Raw genomic sequence first — 22,174 nt, forward strand, 5'->3', positions numbered from 1 at the left:
ATACTATTTATATGTTTAATAGGAAGGATTTAACTTTTAACATAAAAAAACACATATCGCTAGGATACGTGTTTTAAAAAAATATTTTTTTATCGCGTTCTTCTTTTAAAATTTCAACTGCTTCTCGGAAACGTTGTGAATGGACAATTTCTCGTTCACGTAAGAAGCGTAGGCTGTCATTTATATCTGGATCATCTGATAAGTTAATGAGCCATTGATATGTTGCGCGTGCTTTTTCTTCAGCTGCAATATCCTCGTATAGATCGGCAATTGGATCACCTTTAGCCTGTATATAGGTTGCAGTAAATGGAACACCAGCAGCGTTATGGTAATGAAGAGCACTGTCATGATCAGCGTAATGAGGGTCAAGACCAGCAGCTTTCATTTGTTCAGGGGTCGCATCTTTCGTCAGCTTATAAACCATCGTAGCAATCATTTCAAGGTGAGCAAATTCTTCTGTACCAATATCAGTAAGTAGGCCAATGACTTTATCAGGAATTGTATAACGTTGATTTAAGTAACGTAGTGCAGCAGCTAATTCTCCATCTGCACCACCGTATTGCTCGATTAATAATTTTGCAAGTGCGGGATTACAAGTTCCCACTTTAACTGGGTATTGTAATTTCTTTTCATAAATCCACATAGTTTCTCTCCTTTATATTTGCCATGGCCAAGGACCTTTGCTCCATTCCCAAGGGGCATTAGAATAGCTGTTTCCAAACTGTTGGAGTGGTCCGTATTTTTCTTCCATCTTTTGTTTTAATACTCTCCGCTTATAGGAAAAGTCATTAAATTGATTAATCGCGGCGGTGTCATCTGGATGTGTATCTAAATAAAGAGTGAGTTCAACTAGTACAAAGTCTAATTCTTGAAGCTCCAGTAAAAGCTGATAGTATTCTTCTGGTAGCGATTGATTCACGTCAGTAGTCACCGCCCTTTTTTATAAGGATTTTCATAATAGTCATAAAAAACAGGCCATAAAGTCCCTTTTTGTAGTGCTTCTTTTGGTGTGAATTGAGGCAAGTTTGGCGGTTGAAAGCCTAAAAATAAATTAGGAGGAGTAGAATAATATTTTTTTCCGATAGGAGGACAAGGATCGAGAGGACTATGATAGGGCACGAATGATCTCATATATTTATTCATGAATAAACCTCCTTACATGTTCATTACTACGTATTGTATTCAGACATAATGAGCATTTATGACACATATAAAAAAGTAATAAGTACAGGGGGAATGAATGTGGAGAATGTAAAGAATTTAATCGTGTTAGAAGTAAAGAACTTAAAGGAAACTCTGTATTTTTATGAAGGGATTTTAGGAATCAAGCCTAGTTTAGAAAGACCCCAATTAGATGTAACAGGGGTTTGGTATGATACTGATTCAACGAGAATTAGTTTTGTAATGAATCGTAGTTTGGGTGGGCGTGAGAAGAGTGTTACGGATGCGGTTGATGTTCTAATGTTTTCAATTTCTAACATAGAGAATTTAAAGAAGAGGTTAGTGTTTTATAAAATTGCATATACAGAAAACAAAAGTGAGAAGAGTATTGTAGTACAAGACCCAGATGGATATAAACTTCAAGTGATAGAGAAGGATGAATAAACGGAGGCGATTTAGTGGAGAGGAATTTTGAAGAAAGTGCGTTGTTTGAGCATCAATTTTGGCTAAGGGTGCTTACTGATCATTCGCAATTTTTACTTGATGCATTAGCTCCGAAGGAAAAAGAAGATATAAAGAAGGCCACATATTTTCTTGAAACATTTACGAATCTTTTAAATAAAGTTCATAATGTGAATCTCATTGCATTTTCAAAAGAGGCAGAACGAGCCGCAAAGGAAATACGAACGTTTAAATTAAGTATTATACAGAAACAACTCGAGGGAAAAATCACTATTCATTTTACACCAACTTTCATCAATCATATGGTAAACGAAGTAGAAGAATATATAACGGTGTTAGAATTTTTAAAGAAAGGAGAAGTTCCGCCTGTTTTTCATGAATTACATTACCATCTCGTTTGGTTAACGGATGCGGCTGGTCATGCAGGCTCTATTTCTGGTGGATTAGATCTTGTTGAAAAAAGATTGAAAGAGAAAAGTGAAGAATTTACGAAGCACTTTGAACAATTTTACTTAAAGGCAGTTGAGATGACAGGTTATTTACGGACAGAGCTTCATCATTTTCCTGCATTAAAGAAGTTTACAAAAGATGTTTCACTTGAGTTAAAATTATTTTCGCATTTTCTCCATGAGGTTGAAGAGATGGAGTTATCGAATGAAATATTAAGTGCATTATCTGCTAGAATGGCGGATCATATGGCAAGAGAAGAATGTTATTACTTATTAAAATTAGCACAATCTTCTGGACTTGAGATGCCAAAATGTAATCCGCTTTAAAGAAAAAAGAGGTCAATTTTATTTGGCCTCTTTTTCTGTTTTATTGTCTCTTTTTATTTTTGCTTGTTCAATACTTGCCTGTAATGTCTCCATAATATTGATGATGTTTGGAGCAGGAGAGATGGTTTCGGTTTTTTCTTGTTGTTCAATTTTATTTTCGATTAACTCGGTAAGAGCTTCTTTATATTCATCTGTATATAACTCTTGTTCGAAAGGATTTGTAAGATGGTGGATTAAATTGATTGCTGCTGTGAGTTCTTGTTTTTGAATTGGATAATTTTCATTACTTGGTAAGTTAGGTGTATTTGTTATATCGCGAATTTCATTAGGGTAGTGAATAGTTTGTAATATAAGCCCATCTTCAAAGTTACGGATAATAGCTAAATGTTGTTTTTTTCTAATGGAAATATGGATAAGACCAAGTTTATTCGTACGTTCAAGAGCTTCTTTTAATAATAAATATGATTTTTCATGTCCTAGGGTAGGTCCTATAAAATAAGAGCGATCATAGAGAACAGAATCAATTTCGTTATTTTGGACAAAAGATATAATACGAATGGATCGTGGTTCATGAGCTTGTTGTAATTCAGCTAATTCTTTTTCATCCATAATAATATATTTATGAGGTGCGTATTCATAGGCTTTTACAATATCTTTATCATCAATTTCTTCATCCGTACAATCAGGAGCAAATTTTTTATATTTAATAGGTGTTAAGCATTCTTTATGAAGACTTAAAAATTTTATGTCGTTTTCTTCTACGGCACTATATAGTTTGATTCCTATATTTAATAGTCCAAGTGAAAGTGCACCTTTCCATACAGTATGCAAATGAAACATCTCCTTTCGTTCAAAAATGATTATGTATATTATGAGATAGTAAGAAATTTCCTATACGTTTTTTGTTTTTTACGAAAGGGATTGGGATATAAAATATATTGACAAGCCCTCTGAAATATTTTAATGTGAGTGTATAAAATTGTGTATAAAGGGGAGTAACTTATTACAGTAAAGTCGTCATTACAGGGAGAAACCCTCGGCTTTATTGGCAACGTTTCGTTGTTAGTGAGACCTTTACCAGCAATGGTAAAGGCCCCTTTCTGTCTTTTTGAGGACCCTTACCATATTTGGTAGGGTCCTTTTCGTATACAAAGAGAGGAGATATAAAAATGAAAAAACTTATTAGTAGATTAAGAGTTGTATTTCATGTTCGCCGATTTGTTCCATTCCTATTTGACTTTTTCACTTCAAAAGAGGTTTCAATAAAGAAGAAAATTTTATCTATAGCGTTTTTAGTTGGTTATGTTGCGATGCCGCTCGATTTAATTCCAGACTTCCTGCCGTTTATCGGTATTTTAGATGATATTGGAATTGTGTTATTTATTTTGAACCGAATTGTAAAAATGGCGCCAGTTCAATTACAAGAAAAGCATAACGTAAATGTAGGATAGGAGTTAAAAATATGGAGCAAATTATTTTAGATATAATCGAATTTTTAAAGCAGTTTTCTTATTTTGGAGTTGTGTTAGCATTAACGTTTGAATTTATTCCGGCAGAAGTAGTTTTGCCTATGGTTGGGTATTGGGTATACGAGGGTGATATGAATTTTTGGCTTGCTGTACTAGCCGGAACGCTTGGCGGAACGACAGGACCGTTAACGTTATACGCACTCGGTTATTACGGTGGTCGTCCGCTATTAATAAAATACGGAAAATACTTCTTTATTAAAGAAGAACAAATTCAAAAAGCAGATGATTTCTTTGAGAAATATGGACCAGTTGTAGCATTTGTTGGACGCTTTGTACCGGGAGTTAGAACGCTTATTTCTGTTCCATGCGGTATGGCGAAAATGAACATATGGAAATTCAGCATATATACATTTGTAGCAATGTTCCCGTTAACGACTTTGTATGTTTATTTTGGAATGAAATTAGGTCCGCATTGGGAAAAAGCAGCAGATGTTGTTGGGCAATATATGCTACCGATATTAGGGGGCGTTATTCTTATCGTTGCTAGTATCTTTGTCTATAAATATATGAAGAAAAGAAACAAAACGGAATCTATCTAGTCATTTGAATATTTTTTGAAAATAGATGAATAGTACAGGCAAAAGACTCTGAGGGACATACACATATAGGGAATATAAAAGAGAGAGGGGAAACAACTATGTCTTGTGAGTGCTCAGGGTCAGCATTAACTTGTTGTCCAGATAAAAATTATGTGCAAGATAAAGTGTGTAGTCCGTGGTCTGCTACTGTAGTTGCAACAGCAATTGATAATGTTCTCTATACAAATAATATTAACCAAAACGTAGTTGGTACTGGTTTTGTTAAATATGATGTTGGACCAGGCCCAATTACTGTAGAAGCGCTTGATTCTGCTGGGGGTACAATTGATACACAAACATTAAACCCAGGAACGAGTATTGCTTTTACGTATCGTCGCTTTGATAGTATACAAGTTGTGTTACCTGCAACACCTGCTGGAACGTATCAGGGAGAATTTTGTATTACAACACGTTATCCACTTTCATAGCAGAATAGGAGAGGATCGAAATGGGAATGAGAAGTTCCAGTTTGTCTTGTTGTTCTAATAAAACACTTGTGCAAGACCAAGTATGTACAGACTGGTCTATTACAGGTGCTGGTACTCAAATTGTATATACAAATAATATCACGCAAGAAGTATATGGTTCAGGTTACGTGAAATATGATGTAGGTGCGAACCCGATTACAGTTGATTTTTTAGTTGGTGCTACAGTAATTGATACAATTACTGTACAGCCGCAAAGTAGTGGTACTTTCACTGTACGATATTTTACGACTGTTCGAATTACTACGACAGGAACAACTGTTAATCAAGGAGAGTTTTGTATTACTGTACGTTATCCGATTTCATAAAAAAAGCATACCGTAAATGGTATGCTTTTTTATTGAGAAAGTAATGAAATTGGTATTCTATAAGCAACATGTAAATTCGCAACAGTACTTGCCTTCTAAATATAGTGAAGGATTACTTGTTATATTGATAATATTGACCGACTGTAGGTTTTTTCCTGTGTACGATATTGTATTACCAGGAAACACAGTGAAAATATTGGTTACTGTTCCAACGATTTGAATTGTAATTGCTTCGGTGCTGCTAGTACTATTGTAAACCGAGACAGTACCTGATATAAGTAGTATCCCATCACTTTGCCATAGTATCATTGATTGTGATGCATCTTTGGCAGAGGGGATGGTGTTATTAGTTATGAGGAAATTCCCTGCAAATTCATTTGTTACTCGCTCGCAATTTGGATTTGGAGGAGGGGGCGGTGGACAAGGGTCTGGACAAATAATAGATAAAGGAGCGAAACAGCCGATATTTTTTTTATTCTTCAATACAACCCCTCCTTTTAAGTTGTTTTTTACTACTATTAAATGTAAAAGCATGGCCGATGTGTTAAAAAAGAAGGAAATATTAAAAATTAAGATTGTCTAATAGGCTTAAACCTTAACTTATCATTAGCGTTATAGAAAAGATTATATGTGAATAGTCATAGGAAAAGAATGATCAGACTCTTTTAGACAAAAGGTGGTTGTATACAATAGTACGAGGAATGTTGGACTTAATTTCTAATTAACTGTATATTTACAAAAATCTAATAAAGTTCATTTGTTATTTAAACGACATTAACATGTATTAGATAAAATAGCCCTTGTAATGAATCAATTATTATGAGGAGGATTCACGTGGACAGAAATGCTTTAAGAAAAGTAAAAGGCCTTATTGGATTATTAATGGTTTTTGTATTAGCGTTCGTATCATTTCCGTGGAGTACATCAGTCAAGGCAGAAGAGAAAAAGCAAGAAAAGGCATCAAGTGAGAAGAAGATAGTTTTTCCAGTTGTAAGTGATGTGCATATTAAAAATAGTGGAACGGATGATACGTTTCGCTGGAAAAGAGCGATTGAACAGTTTAATACATTAGCACCGAAGCAAGATGCGTTCGTAATTGTGGGAGATTTTACTGATTCAGGATCGGTACAACAGTATGATCGTTTCATGCAAGTATATAATGAAAATGCAAATAAAGATGCGGTACGAATGAACTCCCTAGGGAATCATGATTATTGGAACGGCTTATCAGAAGCTGGAGCACAAAAGAGGTTTTTAGAAAAAACAGGTATGGAATCAATTTATTATCATAAAGTGGTAAAAGGTTATCACTTCCTTGTTATGTCTCCAGAGAATGGAACAACTCATGGATATTATTCAGACAAGCAAATTAATTGGTTAAAAGAAGAAATGGCGAAAGCGCAAAAAGATGATCCAACAAAACCAATTTTCGTATTTTTACATCAACATATTAAAGATACAGTGTACGGTAGTCATGAATGGGGAACACAAGATAGCGCAAAAATTAATACAGTATTAAAGGAATATCCACAAGTTATTACATTTTCGGGTCATTCGCATTATCCGTTAGACGATCCAAGATCGATTCATCAAAAAGACTTTACATCAGTTGGTACTTCTTCAGTAAGTTATATGGAAGTTGAAGGTGGTAAAGTACAAGGGAATATCCCGCCAGGAGCTAGTACGTTAAGCCAAGGTTTATTAGTAGAAGTAGATGATGAAGAAGTAACGATTAATCGTCGTGATTTCCATACGAATTCTTGGACAGGCGAGCCTTGGAAAATTAAATTACCAGCAAAGAAAGAAACATTTACACATGTAGAAGATCGTGATAAAGAAAAGCCTTACTTTGCTAAGGATGCAAAGCTTGCTGTATCAAATGTAACAGAAAATGCGGCAACAGTAACATTCCCGCAAGCATTGGACAACCTTCTTGTTCATTCTTATCGTGTACAAGCTAGAGATAAGCAAACGGGAGAAATAAAGAATAAATTGTTAGCATTCTCAGAGTTTTATCGTGATCCAGTGCCAAAAGACCTTACATTTACACTTGCAGGATTAGATGGCGGGAAAACATATACACTTGAAGTCGTTGCAATTGATTCATTTGGCAATGAAACCGCACAGCCGTTAACTGCGGAAATTACTACGAAAAAAGATAATATTGACCCGAATGTGAAAGTACCAAAAGCTGATGTTTTCGATGTAAACTTTGCAGATGGTACATTTAAAGACAATTCACCATTTGGTACAAAAGGTGATGTGAAAGGCAATGTGACTATTGAATATGATAAAGCATTGAAAAAGAATGTGATGAAGTTAAACGGACAATCTAATACATTTGGATACCTTCCATTTTCAGCAGCACAAAAAGAGAAAGTAGCAAATACATTTACGCTAGAAACGGTATTTTCAATGAATCAAATCCGTGGCCAAGGTATTTTGCAAAATACAGAGAGCGGCGGAATTGGATTTGAGTCTACAGGAAGTGGATATGTTGAATTATGGGCTCACATTGGTGGTAGCTATAAACGTGTTGGCGTTCAATTAGAAGCAAACAAAACATATCACTTAACAGGAACGTATAACGGAAGCGAAGTGGCAATTTACGTAGATGGTAAAAAAGTAAATAGTCAGCCAGCTACTGGGAAAGTGTATCATCCAAACGTACCATTTGCATTTGGAGCGGATCCTGATAGTAACGGAAATGGTGGTATTCCGTTAAATGGACAAATCGCGCTTGCGAAATTATATAGTAAAGCGTTAAGTTCTTCAGAAGTATTAGCAGCGTACAATGAGTTCTCTAACCGTACGAAGTTAGAGCAAGTAACTGCGTTATATGAAGAGCTTGGAAAAGTGAAAGAAGTGTTAGCTGGTACGTATGAGTTTGGTGATAAGCCAGGTCAATATTCAAAGGAAGCATTTCAAGAACTAGAGAAAAGCTATAACATTGCAAAGCAAGCATTTGAAAATGTAGGAAGTACTGGGGAACAAATTATTCAAACATATAACGAATTAAAAACAGCTAATGTAACATTTGTACAATCTAAAGTAGTAGAACAACCGAAAACACCGAAAGAAAAATTACAAATCAATATTGAATCTGCAAAAGTAGTAGTGAAAAAAGCGCAAGATGCAAATGTAACGGACGGTTCAATGAAAGCACTGATTCAAAAAATTACAGTGGCCGAAGCTGTAGTGAAAGATGTAAAAGTAAAAGATGCACAGGTAGAAACGATGAATCGTACATTAGAGTATACAATTTCACTTGTTGAAAAAAGCATAAACAAATAAGAGAGAAGAAAAGAAGCTTATCATGATAGGCTTCTTTTTTGTTATACTAAAAGTAGTATAGAATGAAGGAGCGAATAATTTGGAACAGAAAAAGCTAAAAAGAATTCTTGAATATGTATGGATTGCGGTTGTGCTCCTTGTAGGATATTATTTCTTAAAAGAGAAAAGTATTTGGGTTTTATTTTTAATGACTTTCTTATTAGCAGGACTAGGAACGTTATTTATTAACTTTTTCTTTGATAGTTTGAATGCCTGGAAGAATAAAAAGAAGGGAACGAAGTAAAGGAGGGAATATATGCAAAAGTGGAAGCTCATATATCAGGTGATTATTTTCCTATTACTTGTAGGTATTGGAATTATTAAATACGCAACGCCAATAGGAAATTGGGCATGGTTTACAGCTTGCATCGGCATATTTTTCATTTTACAGTCGTTAACGAAAAAATATAATAGTACAGAAAAATAGCTCGCCGCTAAAACGGCGAGCTATTTTATTATGCTTTTTTCTTTTCATCATTCGTTTTTTCGGTAGCTAAATGACTATGTTTCCTAGAGTAGAAGAAATAGAAGCATAAGCCGACTATAAGCCAAACTGCAAAGCTAATCCATGTTGTTTTAGACAAATTGATCATTAAATATAAGCAGCAAAGAATAGCGACAACTGGTAATACAGGTACGAAAGGTGTACGGAATCCACGTTTTAAATCAGGATGTGTTTTTCGTAAAATAAGTACTGCGCAGCAAACGAATGTAAAGGCTGTTAATGTGCCGATGTTTACTAAATTCGCTAGCAAATGTAAATCTAAAAGTCCTGCTAATAAAGCAGCAACAACGCCAGTAATCCACGTATTTAATAAAGGGATTTTTACTCTTTTATTTACACGTGCTAACGCTTTTGGAAGTAGACCGTCACGGCTCATTGCATACGAAACGCGAACTTGTCCATACATAACGACTAAGAGAACGGTTGTCATTCCAGTCATCGCTCCGACAGCGAGTAGTCCTGCAATTGTATCCTCACCAACGAAATGCAATGCAAATGCAACTGGATCAGAGACGTCTAATTGCGTATAAGGAACCATACCTGTTAAAACGAAAGATACAATCATATATAAAACAGTACAAATAAGAAGAGAACCGATAATACCAATTGGTAAGTCACGCTGCGGTTTTTTCGTTTCTTCTGCAGCGGTTGCGATTGCATCAAAACCTAAAAAGGCGAAGAACACAGTGGCAGCCCCAGTAATAATACCGTCGTATCCGAATGGGATGAACGGTGTCCAATTTTCAGGTTTTACATATTTTGCACCTGCTACGATAAAGGCAATGATAACAGCTAGTTTAATAAGAACCATAATATTATTAATGCGTGCACTTTCACGTATACCAAAACTTAAAAGGCCAGTAATAAGAAGTAAAATGCAGACAGCTGGTAAATCGATGAGACCACCTTTTCCTACGCCGGGGGCCGAGGCGATTATGGCGGGCAGGTGTATATTGAACCCTTGTAGTAATGATTGCAAATAACCAGACCAACCGACAGCTACTGCTGCAACGGCAAGTAAATATTCGAGCATTAAACACCATCCGACGATGAAGGCGACGGCTTCTCCGACTGTCATATATGCGTAAGTATACACACTTCCTGAGACAGGAATAGAAGAAGCAAATTCAGCATAACAAAAGGCTACACAAGCACAAGTAAATGCAGCAATAAGAAATGATAGCATAATACCAGGACCAGAATGTTTTGCTGCAACAATACCTGTTAATACAAAGATCCCTGTCCCAATTACGGCGCCGATCCCTAAAAACGTTAAATCGAGTGCAGTTAATGTTCTATCTAGCTGCTTTGGTGATTCAGTACTAAGCGCTTTTTTTCGTAATAATGACTTCACTGTGGACTCTCCCCCCGTTTTTTCATTTCCATAACTGCGACTATAGTATGAGCCCATTAAAAAAGAGTATGTAAGGAAATGGAGGTACAGTTATGGTATGTAGTTTTTTAAAATTGCTGGATTAATCTTAATATAATTCAGAATATTTTGTCAAATAAAAATATGAAAAATAAAATTCGGATCAATAGGGGAAACTACTTGCAGAAATGGACGGGGGTTAACGACCCACTGATTAAAGTTAAAGTAGGAGCAGATGCTATGTTATTTTATTTTGAACTTGTCGTCATTTTACTTTGTACGAAATTAGCTGGTGACATTAGTGTGAGACTTGGTCAGCCTTCTGTACTTGGTAAGTTAATTGTTGGTATTATTATCGGTCCGGCTGTACTCGGTATTATTAATAGTTCTGAACTGATTGATGAACTGAGTGAGATTGGTGTTTTGCTACTTATGTTTATGGCGGGACTTGAAACAGATTTAGAAGAGTTAAATCGGAATTTGAAATCGTCATTTGCAGTAGCGGCTGGTGGAATTATTTTTCCTTTCATCGGTGGTTATGTAACAGGGTTACTGTTTGGATTAATACAGTCCCATGCCATTTTTTTAGGGTTATTACTTTGCGCAACATCGGTTAGTATTACGGTGCAGACGCTACGTGATCTAGGAAAAATGAATACGAGAGAAAGTACAACAATTTTAGGTGCTGCCGTATTTGATGATGTCATTGTCGTTATTTTATTGGCATTTGTAATGAGTTTTTTAGGAACACAAGATGTGAATATAACACTTGTCATTGCAAAGAAAATTATTTTCTTTGTAAGTATTGTTTTTATTGCTTGGAAAGTCGTTCCTTGGATTATGAAAATGCTTGTCCCGCTTCGTGTAACAGAAGCGTTAATTAGCGCGGCTCTTATTATTTGCTTTTCTTTTTCTTATTACAGTGAAATGATGGGAATTGCAGGTATTATTGGAGCATTTGCAGCAGGAATTGCTATTTCTCAAACAGAGTATAAGCATGAAGTGGAACATAAAATTGAACCGATTGCTTATGCAATATTTGTTCCAGTATTCTTCGTAAGTATCGGAATGGAAATTACATTTCAAGGCATTGGAAGCCAGCTTTGGTTCATTATTATTATGACCCTCATTGCAATTTTCACAAAGTTAATTGGATCAGGTTTAGGAGCGAGATTGACAGGTTTTAATCTCCAATCTTCTATTAGTATTGGCGCGGGGATGGTATCACGTGGTGAAGTAGCGCTTATCATCGCAGCAAATGGACTTACGGCGAATTTATTAGCGAAAGAAAATTTCACAGCGATTGTTATTGTTGTTATATTGACGACGATTATTACACCGCCACTTTTGAAGAAATATTTTGTATAGAGAGGAAGGGCTTATCTGATGTAGGTAAGCTCTTTTTTTATTCCAAAAAGCAATGGTCATATAGCATGAAGGGTTTGTAATTATGGTAAAATCTATGTATGTGATATGACAAGGAGAGGGAAGTGTGAAGATTACGAAGGAGAAGGTTATCGGTGTAATCGTACTTATTGCAGTATGTATACCATTTACTGCATGGAAAGAATCAAAAGTGAAAGATTTTCCGGTTTCTATTTTTTCGGAAGAAGCAGATGGTGAGTACGGTCAGAAGCTGAAATATACTGCTTTTTTACCTGATGTTGCGATTTGGATGAACGGTTGGAAAGAGAAGTGGACAGAAGGAGAAAGAACTGTTTATCAAAAAGGGAATCGCATTGTAAATGTGTTTCATCCTCCTGGCGATGATGGTTTTTACCTTCTTGAAGCAAGAGAAAATAAGTGAACGCAACCGTAAGAAGTGGAGGTTAAATAGTGAAAGCTTCAACATTACTATTTAAAATTGAAAGTAATATGGATCAATTTTCACCAGCTGAAAAGAAGGTTGCCATGTACATAATGGAGAATGCAGAGATTGTTCCGAACTTAACGACGAAAGAAGTGTCAACGAATGCAGGCGCAAGTGAGGCGAGTGTCGTTCGTTTTTGTAAGTCGATTGGGATCGGAAGTTTTAAAGCATTTAAGATAGCACTCGTTCGTGAATTAACGATTGCTGATTATAATATTAACGATTTTTCAGTGATGAATACGGAAGATGGACCGTACGATTTGTTTAATAAAGTCACTTATGTGAATAAAGCTGCAATTGAGGCGAGCGTTACTGCGATAGATAAGAAGGAACTTGAGAAAGCTGCAGATCGTATTGTCAATGCGGGCAAAATTATATTTTACGGCGTAGGTGGATCAGCTACGCCAGCAATGGATGGGGCGTATAAATTTACACGGCTTGGATTTACAGCGATGATGCTATCTGATTTTCATATGATGTTGCCGCTTGTGACGAATTTAAAAGAAGGCGATATATTTGTTGCGATTTCAACATCTGGTCGAACGAGAGATGTGCTTGAAATGGCGCAGTATGCAAAGAGACAAGGTGCAACTGTTATTGGAATTACGAAGCTAGATCAATCATCCCCCTTATATAAAGAAGCGGACATTCGTCTTTGTATGCCAGATGTAGAACAAGATCATCGTATTGCAAGTATTGCGTCGAGAATGACGCAACTGAATATGATTGATGCTTTATATGTGATTACTTTCAACCGAATTGGTAATAAAGTATTGGATCAATTTATGGAGACGCGAGAAGAAGCGTTGCGGTTACGGAAGTTAAAGTAGAAGAAAAGATGAGGAGACTCATCTTTTTTATTATCTTTGACACAAATATGTCATGATGTGAAATTTTATTTCATAAAATAAGAAAGAGTTATTGATTTTTAGTTTCTTAAAGTTATAATAAAAGTGTGAAATATAATTTCAAAGAGGGTGGCAATATGTTAGAAAATTTATCGACAGAACATCGTAATGAGAAAACAATGAATCTGGATGAAATGAGTATAAAAGAAGTGTTGCAAAGTATGAATGAAGAAGATCGAACTGTTGCGTTAGCAGTTGAAAAAGAGATAGAACAAATTGAAAAGGTTGTACAGACTGTTATTAAATCTTTTGAAGAAGAGGGACGTTTAATTTACATTGGTGCTGGTACGAGTGGTCGTTTAGGTATTCTAGATGCAGTGGAATGTCCGCCGACATTTGGCACGGATGATAAAATGGTGCAAGGATTTATAGCAGGTGGGTTGAAAGCGTTTACTAAAGCGGTGGAAGGTGCCGAAGATCGCGAAGAGTTAGCAGAAGAAGATTTAAAAAGTATTGGATTAAATGAGAAAGATACAGTGATTGGAATTGCTGCAAGTGGCAGAACTCCTTACGTAATTGGCGGCTTGAAATACGCACAGAGCGTAGGAGCGAGTACAGCGAGTATTTCTTGTAATAAAAATGCTGAAATAAGTAAATATGCAAAGTTAAATGTAGAAGTAGAGACAGGTGCAGAAATATTAACAGGATCAACGCGTTTAAAAGCTGGTACAGCACAAAAATTAGTGTTGAATATGATTTCAACAGCTTCGATGATTGGTGTAGGAAAAGTATATAAAAACTTGATGGTAGATGTTCAATCCACAAATGAAAAGTTAGTAGAACGGTCAAAACGAATTATTGTGGAAGCAACAGGCGCTAGTTATGAAGTAGCGACAGAGTATTATGAAAAGGCAGAACGTAACGTAAAAGCTGCCATTGTTATGGTGTTGTTGCAGTGCGAATATGGGGAAGCACTGGAGAAACTAAAATGCGCAAAAGGGTTTGTGAAGAAAGCACTATAAAATAATAGGGAGGGGGATTCTATTATGAAGAAAGAAGAGAGAATGGCTAAGGAAATTTCGGAGCAACTTGGAGGAATAAAAAATATTCGTAGTATTGCTCATTGTATGACGAGACTACGTTTAACGCTTCATGATGAAAGTAAAGTAAATATGGACCTTTTGAAAAAAGTTGAAGGCGTTATGGGTGTTATAGAAGATGAGACGCTTCAAGTTGTCGTTGGTCCAGGAACAGTAAATAAAGTAGCAGCTGAAATGGAAGGCTTAACAGGACTACGAATTGGTGAGGTAGCAGATCATCACCTTGAAGATATTGGGCAAGAGATGAAATCAGAGATTAAGAAGAAAAATAATACACCGGTGAAAAACTTTTTACGAAAAATAGGAAGTATTTTCATCCCATTAATTCCGGGGCTTGTTGCGTCAGGAATTATAAACGGGGTTGCTAACTTTGCGAAAAATGCTGGTGCTGATCCAAATGCAACGTGGTTACAAATGTTACTACTCATTGGCGGCGGTATCTTTACATTCTTAGGAATTTTAGTCGGCTGGAATACAGCGAAAGAATTTGGCGGGACACCGGTTCTTGGGGCAATTGCTGGTATTTTAATTTTCAACCCGGCGATGGCAAACGTAAAATTGTTTGGTGAAGCATTAGTGCCCGGACGGGGCGGATTGTTTGCAGTTATTTTTGCAGCATGGCTTATGGTTGTAGTGGAAAGACAAGTTCGAAAAGCAGTGCCAAACGCAGTTGATATTATCGTGACACCACTTATTACTGTATTAGTTGTAAGTATCGTAACGATGTTAGCCATTCAGCCATTAGCAGGTTTCTTATCAGATGGTATTACGAGCGGAATTAATGCTATTTTAAATATTGGCGGAGCATTTGCTGGCGCAGTACTTGCGGGAACATTTTTACCTCTCGTTATGGTCGGATTGCATCATGGTTTAACACCAATTCATATGGAATTTATTAATCAAACACACGTAACACCTTTATTACCAGTGCTCGCAATGGCTGGTGCTGGCCAAGTGGGCGCAGCAATTGCGATTTATGTGAAAACAAAAAACAAACGACTTCGAAATGTAATTAAAGGTGGATTGCCAGTTGGCTTTTTAGGAATTGGTGAGCCGCTATTATACGGGGTTACATTACCACTTGGGAAACCGTTTATTACTGCTTGTTTAGGAGCAGCTGTCGGTGGTGCATTCCAAGCAGTTATGCAAACAGCTTCTCTTGGGATTGGCGTATCAGGGCTATCTTTAATTCCGTTAATTGCTGACAATAAATATTTACTCTATTTCTTAGGTTTAGTAATTGCATATGCTTTCGGATTTATCTTTACGTACTTCTTCGGATTTAAAGAAGAAATGGCAGAAAACATATAGAGAAAGGGATTCCTTTCTCTTTTTCTATTAATAGAAAGGGAGATTTATATGATCGGAGTTTCCATTTATCTTTCAAAAGAACGAGTAGAGAAACAAGAAGAGTGGCTAAAAGTAGCGAAGGAAAATGGGTTTACATCTATTTTTACATCACTGCACATTCCAGAAGATGATCCAAATACGTATAAAGAGTTAATTCAAATATTAGGGAAACAAGCTCTTGCACATGAAATGGAGTTAATGGTTGATGTTTCTCCAAAATCGTTACATCATTTAGGGCTAACATATGAAAATGTGGAAGAACTATTGGACTGGGGCATTACCGGTTTAAGAATGGATTACGGCATTGCGCCAAAAGAAATTGCAAGCGTATCTCATAAGATGAAAGTAGCTTTAAATGCGAGTACGATTACAAAGTCATTTTGGAAAGAGTTACTTACAGAACATATACGAGTAGAGAATGTAGAAGCGTGGCATAATTTTTACCCACGTCCAGAGACAGGACTAGCAAGGTCCTTCTTACAAAAGCAAAATCAATATTTACAGGAGTGTGGAATAAAAACGATGGCATTTATTCCAGGAGATGCGGAAAAGCGTGGTCCGTTATATGAAGGTTTACCGACGTTAGAGAAACACCGCAATATGCGCCCGCTTGAAGCGTATTTAGAACTGGTTCAAGATTGTGGCGTCGATAAAGTGTTGATTGGGGATATAAGCGCAGGTTTGGAAAGCATGCAAGAAGTAGCTAGTGCGAGTAGAGGGATTATTCCATTGCGTTACAAATCATTTATAACTGATAAAGAAGTATTAAAAGTGGTGGAGCAAGTGCATACAAATAGACTAGATCCGGCTCGTGATGTTATTCGATCTGTAGAATCAAGGGAAGGAAATAGAGTGGTGTTACAGCCGATGCATACAATTGTAAGAAAGAAAGGCAGCATTACAATTGATAATGAATTGTACGGTAGATATGCAGGGGAGATGCAAGTTGCTACACATGATTTACCTGTAGATGAGAAAGTGAATGTTGTTGGAATGGTTGTGGAAGAGGACGTTTCTTTACTACCTTATATTGGCGCTGGAAAAATGTTTCAACTTTTTCTATGCGATAGAATAAAAGCTTGAATTAGCGCTATTTTGTAGGAAAACATTATCCGTAAAACGGATAATGTTTTTTGTTTTCTTTAAAAAAGTAATTGACGAATGAAATAAAATACCGTATTGTTTTGACTTGTAAATAAAAGTTCACTATAACAAAACAAAAAGGAGAGTTCAAAATGAATCAATATATTGGGAATTTAATTATTCGTATCGTGTTAGGAGTTACGTTCTTTGCACACGGTTTAGCAAAGTTTCAATCAGGTATCGATAATGTAGCAGGATGGTTTACAAGCATCGGTTTACCAGGTGGCCTTGCATACGGCGTAGCAACTGTAGAATTAGTTGGTGGTATATTATTAATTATCGGTTTAGGTGTACGATATGTAGGATTGTTATTCGCTCTTATTTTAGCTGGAGCTATCGTAAAGGTAAATGGAGCAGCAGGTTTATTAGGAGATGGAAAGAATCCAGGATATGAATTAGATCTTGCATTATTATCAATGGGTGCGTATTTATTCGTAGTAAAAGCAGAAGGATATGTAGATCGTTTCTTAAAAGAGAAAGTAATGAAAACGAAGTAAATTTTATTTATAAATTGTTGACTTGAAGAATTATTGTAACTATAATGATTACAACTGATGAATTACGAATGAAACAATTTAAATATTTTTTTACACAAGATGTAACTGCATTGGTTACGTCTTGTGTAAAAATAAATAAACGGGAGGAAGTAATATGCCTAAATCAAATTTAGAAATTATTCAAAGCACGTATGAAGGATCAGCTTCTTCGAATGCAAAGCATTTAGCAGAAGCCCTCTCTGAAAAAGTGGAATGGACAGAGGCAGAAGGTTTCCCGTATGGCGGAACATATACAGGCGTAGAAGCTATAATGGAAAATGTATTTAGCCGTTTAGGATCAGAATGGGATGATTATAAAGCAAGTGTAAATACATATCATGAAGTAAACGGAAAAGATGTAATTATTGCTGAAGGTATGTATTCTGGAGTTTATAAAGAAACAGGAAAATCATTTGAAGCAGAATTTGTTCATATATGGCAGCTTGAAAATGGAAAAATTGTGAAGTTTAAGCAGTATGTAGATAGTCATATTGTTAGGGAAGCGATGAAGAGCTAATGCTTTTTAAATGGATTGTAGGTATATGTATTACCATTATGGTAATCATCTCTTCTATAGTTGGCGGAAAGAAATTGCTTGCATATGTGGAAAAAGAAAATACAAATATTCAAACCGAGCGAGCGGCAAACGAAAAAGAGAAAAAAGCTGCAGAAGAAGCTCCGCAAATTAGTGAAGGTGAAATTATTTCTACTATGCATAAAATGGTCCACCAAAAGGTAAAATCCTCTGAAAAATGGGGATTTGTAGAGATGACAAAAAAGGAAATTTCTAATGTAAAAAGAGATATTGAAAATAGTACAGGTTTTCAATATAAAATGAAGTTATTTTCTATTATAAATAGATGGGAAAAAGGAGATTTTTCTCAAACCGTTGAGGAACATAACTTTTTATGGAGCCTTCAAGGTGGAGATACTGGTAAGGCGACGGAACGTTTATTGCCAGAAGAGGAAAAGCAGTATATAAAAGAAATGAAGAGTAAATAAAAACATCGCCAACCCAGATGACGATGTTTTTTCATTAAGAATGTTTTCGCATTAAAGGTCTAACAGGCTGAACGGCAACAGTTTTGAAATGAGAAAATAAATAACATCCTGTTACAACGACAATTGTCCCTAAAATTTGTATCCACGTTAATTCTTCTCCGAGGAATATGAATGCTAAAATGGCTGTGAAAATTGGATTGAAGTTTAGAAAAATACCTGATGTAGTTGCACCTAATTTTTGTACACCAATATTCCAAAATACCATACAAAGAACTGTCGAAATAAGCCCGGTATATAAAAGTGATGTGATGAAAGAAGTATTTATATTTGAAACAGTGAAGCTACCTATGTTAAACGGTAGTAATAAAATAACGCCGAAAATACCAGAGTACAACGTTGCCATAAGTGGTGTAGTTGTTTTTGTTGCCCATTTACTACAAACAGAATAGATTCCCCAAATACAGACTGCTGCAATCATCCATAAATCACCGCTATTAAAATGTAGTGAAAATAAAAGCGAGAAATCACCTTTTAATAGGACGAGGATAACCCCGAAGAATGAAAGAATCATGGATAGGATTTGAAGTGTATTTACTTTTTCTTTTAGAAATAATACTGAAAATAATGCGATTGAAATTGCATTCAAAGTAGAGATAAGACCTACATTCGTAGCGGATGTTTTTTCTAATGCTAAAAATTGAAAGATGTTAAAAAGAGCGACCCCTGAAATTCCCATCAATATTAAAGGAAGTATTGCGGTACGTGGTGGAAGGATTTTCTTTTCTTTAAACCATACCATTGGTAATAAACAAACAATCGCAATCATCCATCTTAAATTTGTCAGTGTCATCGGCGATGCATGATCGACGAGTGATTTTCCAACGACAAAATTTCCTCCCCATAATAAGCTCGTTAGTAATAGTAAAAAGACGTAAAAATAAGGCATGCTAAAATCCCCTTTTTTATAATCAATACGAATTGTAAATAATTTTAGCATTTTTCTTTATTGTATAATATATTCTTTTGTATAATGGTAAAAACTCGATAAAATATTTATCTGTGAATGATATTTACGGAATGATATTCAGTTTTGGATAAATTATAAGGTGTTTTTTCGAATAATCATCGGTAAGAAAAAAGGGGGAATTGTAATGGAGTCGTCTGTTATTAAAGTGTTGGATGATTTGGATGTACAAATTTTAGATATATTGCAGAAGGAGTCACAAGTAAGTAATGCAGAGCTGGCACGTCGCGTTAATTTATCACCGGCTGCGATGCATGCAAGAATAAAAAGGTTAGATGGGGAAGGTTTCATCGATAAGCAAGTTGCGATTTTAAATCAAGAAAAGCTTGGGTTTGATTTATTATGTTTTATTTTTATGAGTACGAATATTCATCAATTTGACAAGTTGGAAGTGTTGGAGAAAGAATTAGAATCGATGCCGGAAGTGTTAGAATGTCACTGTTTAACAGGAGAATACGATTATTTATTAAAGGTTGCAAATCGTGATCGTAAAGAACTGGAGCAGTTTATTAGAAAGCTGAATAAGCTTGGTATTACAAGGATACAGACAAGTTTAGCACTTCGTGAAATTAAATATTCGACGGTATTGCCGATACGAGATGAGGAACCGAGCATCAATTAGATTGCTTGGTTTTTTGTTTGCATAAAGTGATTGACGAGGAGAAAAGAGAGCTGTATTATTATATAAAATTATGTATTAAAATTCATTTAAAGTTATAAATATTAATATCGAGGGCAAGGGGATGTAATATGAAAATCTGTAATGCGGTGACGAGTGATGTGAAAGAAATTTATAGTCTTATTGAGGTTTATGCAAAAGAGGGAGTGGTTTTACCACGTTCCCTTTTGTCTCTTTATCAATATTTGCAATGTTTATATGTTATGAAAGAAGACGAGAGAATTGTTGGAGTTGCTGGATTACATGTATTAGGGGAAGATCTTGCAGAAATACGATCGTTAGTAGTTTCGCATACATATGCAGGGAAAGGGATAGGGCGTATGCTCGTAAATCATGTAATGGAGGAAGCTACGAAAATAAATGTAAGAAGAGTAATTTCCTTAACATATGAAACAGTATTTTTTCAAAAGTGTGGATTTGATTTTATAAACAAAGAAGCGTTGCCAGAGAAAGTATGGATTGATTGTAGACATTGTCCAAAGGTGGATTATTGTGATGAAGTGGCGATGGTGCGGTATGTTGGATAAAAAATTTATAGGGAAAAAGTTCCCACTATTATTTACATATATAGTGGGAATATATATTTCCATAAGAACTGGACAGGTTATTAAGAATTTGAATTCTTTTGTCTCACGGCAAAATTATAAAGTGGATCTTTAAGTTCATAGTTATACGTTAAACCGTCGACAATTCCTACAACTTTATCATTATCATAAAGGTCGAGCATAAATTGTGCCATTTGTTTTGCAGTGTGGAATTTTGGTACAACATTATCGTATTGGAATTCATCAATATCAAATGAACGCTTCGCAAATTCTGTTTCAGTTGCAGCAGGAGCTAAAACTTTTGCTTGCAGTTTTGCGCCTTGTTCTTTCAGTTCGTGAGACAGCCCTTCTGTAAATGCACTTACATAGAATTTCGTAGCGCAATACGTAACAGCATCAGCAACAATCGTGTATCCGCCGCCCGATGAAACGTTAATAAGCTGTGTTCCATCAACCATTGAATAATCTCGAACGAAAAGAGAAGAGAGTATTGTTAGTGCTTCTATATTTACATGTAACATCGTTTCGATTTTATTTAAATTTTGTTCAGCAATTGAGGCGAAATTACCAAAACCTGCGTTGTTAATCCACGTTTCAATTTGAAAAGCTTGTAGGCTTTCATAAAGTTTATAAACATCTTCAGTAACAGATAAATCAGTTCTTCGAATGACAACATCCAACTCCGGATGCATTTCGTTAATTTTTAATTTTAATCCGTTTAATTCTTCTTGTCTTCGAGCTACAAGTACTAAATTTTTTCCGCGAGATGCAAATGCTAAAGCTGCTTCATAACCAATTCCGGAACTTGCGCCAGTAATAACAGTGTATTTCATATAAAATCCCCCTAAATTCAAATTCATTTATGGTTAGATTGTATTTGTTAGAGTATACTCTAAGTCAAATGTTTTTTATAAATTTGATACGGTCATAAAATATATGAGGGTAAGCATGTGGAGGGAGCTTTAGTATGTACACAATTAGTGAGGTAGCAAAATTATTAGGCGTGAGCACACATACACTACGTTATTATGAAAAGGAAAATATATTAATTGCAAATCGTGATACAAATGGAAATCGACTTTACGAAGAGTCACATATAAAGTGGTTGCAGTTTGTAATGAAATTAAAACAAACGCAAATGCCAATAGCGAAAATAAGAGAATACGCTAGATTATATACAGAAGGGGTGCATACAACAGAAGCTCGTTTACAGCTCCTAGAAGATCATAGGAAATCTATTCAGATTCAAAGAGAAAACTTAGAGGTTACAGAGAAGATGCTTGAGAATAAAATTCGTACATACAAAAGCTCATTGGAAAATAAATAGATGTTGTTATGTGATGAAAAATGGATTTGATCTATGAGTATTTCATCATAGTGTGCGGATAAATAAAAAAGAGCAGCTAGCAAAAGCTAACTGCTCCATTCAAGGGATCTCTCCAAGGGGGAGTGGAGAAAATATTATGTTACTAGCATTATTGACAGATTATTAGGAAATATACAAATCAGATGAAAGAAATTTTAAATAAACTTTCGGCATTGACAGTTTTTAAAATGTTCATGTACAA

At 35.6% G+C, this 22,174-nt stretch carries 30 protein-coding genes; 22 read left to right on the forward strand and 8 right to left on the reverse strand.

The genetic code is table 11. The features are described from left to right. Window positions 1–73 precede the first annotated feature (73 nt). The 3 genes from cotJC to OXT04_RS18775 are packed head-to-tail and all read right to left on the reverse strand — an operon-like array spanning window position 74 to window position 1,143. On the reverse strand, window positions 74–643 hold the full coding sequence (gene cotJC, locus OXT04_RS18765) for a spore coat protein CotJC (RefSeq protein ID WP_000265273.1): 570 nt from the start codon (window positions 641–643) through the stop codon (window positions 74–76). Window positions 644–655: 12 nt separating this feature from the next. After that, on the reverse strand, window positions 656–919 hold the full coding sequence (locus OXT04_RS18770; RefSeq protein ID WP_001076510.1) for a spore coat protein CotJB: 264 nt from the start codon (window positions 917–919) through the stop codon (window positions 656–658). 8 nt (window positions 920–927) lie between these two features. Then, window positions 928–1,143 (reverse strand): spore coat associated protein CotJA, encoded by a 216-nt coding sequence (locus OXT04_RS18775; RefSeq protein ID WP_001046257.1) that lies wholly within the window; start codon window positions 1,141–1,143, stop codon window positions 928–930. A gap of 48 nt (window positions 1,144–1,191) precedes the next feature. Between OXT04_RS18775 and OXT04_RS18780 the strand changes: the two genes are divergently transcribed. Both OXT04_RS18780 and OXT04_RS18785 read left to right on the forward strand, forming a co-directional pair. Continuing rightward, complete coding sequence (locus OXT04_RS18780) at window positions 1,192–1,605, forward strand: VOC family protein (protein WP_072939912.1); 414 nt, start codon at window positions 1,192–1,194, stop codon at window positions 1,603–1,605. A 14-nt stretch (window positions 1,606–1,619) separates the two neighbouring features. Further along, window positions 1,620–2,399, forward strand: a complete 780-nt coding sequence (locus OXT04_RS18785; RefSeq protein WP_267416620.1) for a DUF2935 domain-containing protein — start codon at window positions 1,620–1,622, stop codon at window positions 2,397–2,399. 18 nt (window positions 2,400–2,417) lie between these two features. Here the strand turns inward: OXT04_RS18785 and ku are convergent, their stop codons facing one another. Then, complete coding sequence (gene ku, locus OXT04_RS18790) at window positions 2,418–3,230, reverse strand: non-homologous end joining protein Ku (RefSeq protein ID WP_065228343.1); 813 nt, start codon at window positions 3,228–3,230, stop codon at window positions 2,418–2,420. A 338-nt stretch (window positions 3,231–3,568) separates the two neighbouring features. Here ku and OXT04_RS18795 point away from each other — a divergent pair, with 338 nt between their 5' ends. The 4 genes from OXT04_RS18795 to OXT04_RS18810 all read left to right on the forward strand — a co-directional run bounded on the left by OXT04_RS18795 (window position 3,569) and on the right by OXT04_RS18810 (window position 5,299). Beyond that, window positions 3,569–3,850 (forward strand): YkvA family protein, encoded by a 282-nt coding sequence (locus OXT04_RS18795; protein WP_000733844.1) that lies wholly within the window; start codon window positions 3,569–3,571, stop codon window positions 3,848–3,850. Between the two features lie 11 nt (window positions 3,851–3,861). Next, window positions 3,862–4,467: a DedA family protein gene (locus tag OXT04_RS18800; RefSeq protein ID WP_000435017.1), complete on the forward strand. Its 606-nt coding sequence runs from the start codon at window positions 3,862–3,864 to the stop codon at window positions 4,465–4,467. Between the two features lie 98 nt (window positions 4,468–4,565). Next, window positions 4,566–4,934 (forward strand): DUF3992 domain-containing protein, encoded by a 369-nt coding sequence (locus OXT04_RS18805; protein ID WP_001277540.1) that lies wholly within the window; start codon window positions 4,566–4,568, stop codon window positions 4,932–4,934. 20 nt (window positions 4,935–4,954) lie between these two features. Beyond that, window positions 4,955–5,299 (forward strand): DUF3992 domain-containing protein, encoded by a 345-nt coding sequence (locus OXT04_RS18810; protein WP_000525814.1) that lies wholly within the window; start codon window positions 4,955–4,957, stop codon window positions 5,297–5,299. Between the two features lie 57 nt (window positions 5,300–5,356). On the opposite strand, the gene OXT04_RS18815 is transcribed toward OXT04_RS18810, so the two are convergent. Next, window positions 5,357–5,764: an S-Ena type endospore appendage gene (locus OXT04_RS18815; protein WP_240520397.1), complete on the reverse strand. Its 408-nt coding sequence runs from the start codon at window positions 5,762–5,764 to the stop codon at window positions 5,357–5,359. Between OXT04_RS18815 and OXT04_RS29865 the strand changes: the two genes are divergently transcribed. From OXT04_RS29865 to OXT04_RS18835, 4 genes are all read left to right on the forward strand, one after another. Next, window positions 5,652–5,882 carry a hypothetical protein gene (locus OXT04_RS29865; protein WP_240520395.1) on the forward strand — a complete coding sequence of 77 codons (231 nt, stop codon included), beginning with the start codon at window positions 5,652–5,654 and terminating at the stop codon, window positions 5,880–5,882. The two genes, OXT04_RS18815 and OXT04_RS29865, sit on opposite strands and share 113 nt — an antisense overlap. 251 nt (window positions 5,883–6,133) lie before the next feature. Beyond that, complete coding sequence (locus OXT04_RS18825) at window positions 6,134–8,593, forward strand: LamG-like jellyroll fold domain-containing protein (RefSeq protein ID WP_267416621.1); 2,460 nt, start codon at window positions 6,134–6,136, stop codon at window positions 8,591–8,593. A 79-nt stretch (window positions 8,594–8,672) separates the two neighbouring features. Continuing rightward, entirely contained in the window at window positions 8,673–8,876 is a 204-nt protein-coding gene (locus OXT04_RS18830) for a hypothetical protein (protein WP_000435797.1), read from the forward strand. A gap of 12 nt (window positions 8,877–8,888) precedes the next feature. Continuing rightward, on the forward strand, window positions 8,889–9,059 hold the full coding sequence (locus tag OXT04_RS18835) for a hypothetical protein (protein WP_001174835.1): 171 nt from the start codon (window positions 8,889–8,891) through the stop codon (window positions 9,057–9,059). A gap of 28 nt (window positions 9,060–9,087) precedes the next feature. Here OXT04_RS18835 and bcaP read toward each other — a convergent pair whose 3' ends face one another. Further along, window positions 9,088–10,491: a branched-chain amino acid transporter BcaP gene (bcaP, locus tag OXT04_RS18840; protein ID WP_267416622.1), complete on the reverse strand. Its 1,404-nt coding sequence runs from the start codon at window positions 10,489–10,491 to the stop codon at window positions 9,088–9,090. A 162-nt stretch (window positions 10,492–10,653) separates the two neighbouring features. On the opposite strand from bcaP, the gene OXT04_RS18845 reads away from it, so the two are divergent. From OXT04_RS18845 to OXT04_RS18885, 9 genes are all read left to right on the forward strand, one after another. After that, entirely contained in the window at window positions 10,654–11,877 is a 1,224-nt protein-coding gene (locus tag OXT04_RS18845) for a cation:proton antiporter (RefSeq protein ID WP_050457855.1), read from the forward strand. 124 nt (window positions 11,878–12,001) lie between these two features. Beyond that, window positions 12,002–12,316, forward strand: a complete 315-nt coding sequence (locus OXT04_RS18850) for a hypothetical protein (RefSeq protein WP_000704960.1) — start codon at window positions 12,002–12,004, stop codon at window positions 12,314–12,316. Window positions 12,317–12,345: 29 nt separating this feature from the next. Continuing rightward, window positions 12,346–13,209: a MurR/RpiR family transcriptional regulator gene (locus tag OXT04_RS18855; RefSeq protein WP_000648168.1), complete on the forward strand. Its 864-nt coding sequence runs from the start codon at window positions 12,346–12,348 to the stop codon at window positions 13,207–13,209. 155 nt (window positions 13,210–13,364) lie between these two features. Next, window positions 13,365–14,249, forward strand: a complete 885-nt coding sequence (murQ, locus tag OXT04_RS18860; protein WP_000892347.1) for an N-acetylmuramic acid 6-phosphate etherase — start codon at window positions 13,365–13,367, stop codon at window positions 14,247–14,249. A gap of 24 nt (window positions 14,250–14,273) precedes the next feature. Continuing rightward, window positions 14,274–15,638 carry a PTS transporter subunit EIIC gene (locus OXT04_RS18865; protein WP_000711293.1) on the forward strand — a complete coding sequence of 455 codons (1,365 nt, stop codon included), beginning with the start codon at window positions 14,274–14,276 and terminating at the stop codon, window positions 15,636–15,638. A 48-nt stretch (window positions 15,639–15,686) separates the two neighbouring features. Next, window positions 15,687–16,760 (forward strand): DUF871 domain-containing protein, encoded by a 1,074-nt coding sequence (locus tag OXT04_RS18870; RefSeq protein WP_000580632.1) that lies wholly within the window; start codon window positions 15,687–15,689, stop codon window positions 16,758–16,760. Between the two features lie 152 nt (window positions 16,761–16,912). Beyond that, window positions 16,913–17,317, forward strand: coding sequence for a DoxX family protein (locus tag OXT04_RS18875; protein ID WP_001077751.1), 405 nt, complete (start codon window positions 16,913–16,915; stop codon window positions 17,315–17,317). A 154-nt stretch (window positions 17,318–17,471) separates the two neighbouring features. Further along, complete coding sequence (locus OXT04_RS18880) at window positions 17,472–17,873, forward strand: nuclear transport factor 2 family protein (RefSeq protein WP_001126708.1); 402 nt, start codon at window positions 17,472–17,474, stop codon at window positions 17,871–17,873. Then, entirely contained in the window at window positions 17,873–18,358 is a 486-nt protein-coding gene (locus OXT04_RS18885; protein WP_000897994.1) for a PRK06770 family protein, read from the forward strand. Before OXT04_RS18880 ends, OXT04_RS18885 begins: the two co-directional genes overlap by 1 nt. A 34-nt stretch (window positions 18,359–18,392) precedes the next feature. Here the strand turns inward: OXT04_RS18885 and OXT04_RS18890 are convergent, their stop codons facing one another. Beyond that, on the reverse strand, window positions 18,393–19,304 hold the full coding sequence (locus OXT04_RS18890; RefSeq protein ID WP_001146242.1) for a DMT family transporter: 912 nt from the start codon (window positions 19,302–19,304) through the stop codon (window positions 18,393–18,395). Between the two features lie 205 nt (window positions 19,305–19,509). Here OXT04_RS18890 and OXT04_RS18895 point away from each other — a divergent pair, with 205 nt between their 5' ends. Together OXT04_RS18895 and OXT04_RS18900 are read left to right on the forward strand one after the other, a co-directional pair. After that, window positions 19,510–20,004, forward strand: coding sequence for an Lrp/AsnC family transcriptional regulator (locus OXT04_RS18895; protein ID WP_000446096.1), 495 nt, complete (start codon window positions 19,510–19,512; stop codon window positions 20,002–20,004). A 128-nt stretch (window positions 20,005–20,132) separates the two neighbouring features. Further along, on the forward strand, window positions 20,133–20,588 hold the full coding sequence (locus OXT04_RS18900) for an N-acetyltransferase (protein WP_000686663.1): 456 nt from the start codon (window positions 20,133–20,135) through the stop codon (window positions 20,586–20,588). Between the two features lie 80 nt (window positions 20,589–20,668). On the opposite strand, the gene OXT04_RS18905 is transcribed toward OXT04_RS18900, so the two are convergent. Continuing rightward, window positions 20,669–21,439, reverse strand: coding sequence for an SDR family NAD(P)-dependent oxidoreductase (locus OXT04_RS18905; RefSeq protein ID WP_000878082.1), 771 nt, complete (start codon window positions 21,437–21,439; stop codon window positions 20,669–20,671). A 134-nt stretch (window positions 21,440–21,573) separates the two neighbouring features. Between OXT04_RS18905 and OXT04_RS18910 the strand changes: the two genes are divergently transcribed. Next, window positions 21,574–21,933, forward strand: a complete 360-nt coding sequence (locus OXT04_RS18910) for a MerR family transcriptional regulator (protein ID WP_000288074.1) — start codon at window positions 21,574–21,576, stop codon at window positions 21,931–21,933. Window positions 21,934–22,174 lie beyond the last annotated feature (241 nt).

This window comes from Bacillus sp. GC_Bacil_1 (genome assembly GCF_026540675.1).
Classification (GTDB): domain Bacteria; phylum Bacillota; class Bacilli; order Bacillales; family Bacillaceae_G; genus Bacillus_A; species Bacillus_A cereus.